Genomic DNA, 1460 nt, shown 5'->3' on the forward strand with positions numbered 1-1460 from the left:
CGCCCGGCTCCCCGTCCTGTGGGCCAAGGCCGTGGTCTTCGCCGCCACCGTCTTCACGGTCATGCTCGCGACGTCGGTGGTCACGTTCGCCGCGGCCCAGGCCTTCCTCCACGACACCGACCAGGCAGCCTCGTTCACCGACCCGGGCATCCTGCGCGCCCTGGCAGGCAACGCGGGAGCGCTCACCCTGATGGGCCTGCTCGCCCTCGGCCTCGGCGCACTGCTGCGCTCGGTGCCGGGCGCGATCGGGGCGTTCATCGGCGGGGTCATGATCCTGCCGGAGATCCTCGGGATGCTCCCGTACGACGCCGTCGAGCGCGCCATCAGGTACTTTCCCACCCAGGCCGCCGGCGCCCTCGGCTCCGCCACCCCCATCCCGGGCACCATCTCTCCCGGGCCCGCCCTGCTCGCCCTGTCCCTGTGGGCGGGTACGACACTGGCCGCGGCGGCCCTGACACTCAAGCGCCGCGACGTCTGACCCATGAGGAGCGACCAGGTGAGCAGCCCGCCGAGGGACCGCGACCAGGACGGGGACCGGGGCACGGTTCCTCCCCTCACCCGGATCATCCGCGACGCCCTGGACCGGCTCCGCGCCTTCGACCGACACCGGCCACGGGTCTGGGACACGGCGGTGACCGGGTTCTGGACCGTGGCAGCGGTACTCGACTACACCTCCGGCGGCTGGCGGCACACCGCCCACGAGGACGTGACAGCACCGGAGTTCCTGGTCCTCCTGATGAGCCTCGGGTTCTCGCTGCCGCTGCTGTGGCGCCGCACGCACCCCCTGGCAGTAGTCCTGCTCATGACACCGATATCCCTCGTCAACATCTGGACGGGGGCCGTGGTGCAGGCCTCCCTCCTCCAGCTGATCCCCGTCTTCCAGATCGTCCTGCGCTCCTCGTTCCGTACGGTCGCGGCAGCGGCCCTGCTGTTCGTCGTGCCGGTCCTGTCGGGCGGTTTCCGCATCCCCTCCGGCTGGGGTCAGGAAGTGGTCTCGTACGTCTGGGGCCTGGTCTTCGTCGTCCTGCTGGGAATCGCGGTACGGACGCGGCGCGAGGCGTACGCAGGGCGGGCCTGCCCGTCCACCTGAAGCTGAACGGCGAACCCACCGCGCGGTCCCTCACCCCGGGCCGCCAACTCACCGTTTACCGGGTGATCCAGGAGGCCCTGACCAACACCCTCAAGCACGCCACCGGCCCCACGTCCGCGACGGTCACCCTCACCTACTCACGCACGCACCTCGACGCCCGCATCACCGATACGGGCACCGGAGCCGGCAGAACCGCGGAAACAGAGGAAGCACCGCTGGCAGCCCAGGGCATCATGGGCATGCGGGAACGCGCCGCACTGTACGACGGCTCCCTCGAAGCGGGCCCGCTGCCGGAGCACACCGGCTGGCAGGTACAGCTCCGCCTTCCCCTGGAGGACACACACCAGTGACGACCGTACTCATCGCCGAC

2 pseudogenes are annotated in these 1460 nt (G+C 70.8%); both read left to right on the forward strand.

From position 1 onward, the window contains the following. Positions 1-478, forward strand: a pseudogene (locus tag D3105_RS34110) (ABC transporter permease); the annotation flags it as partial. A 3-nt stretch (positions 479-481) separates the two neighbouring features. Beyond that, positions 482-1440, forward strand: a pseudogene (locus D3105_RS34115) (sensor histidine kinase). The last annotated feature ends 20 nt before the right edge of the window (positions 1441-1460 follow it).

It is taken from the genome of Streptomyces globisporus (assembly GCF_003501885.1).
Lineage (GTDB): Bacteria > Actinomycetota > Actinomycetes > Streptomycetales > Streptomycetaceae > Streptomyces > Streptomyces globisporus_D.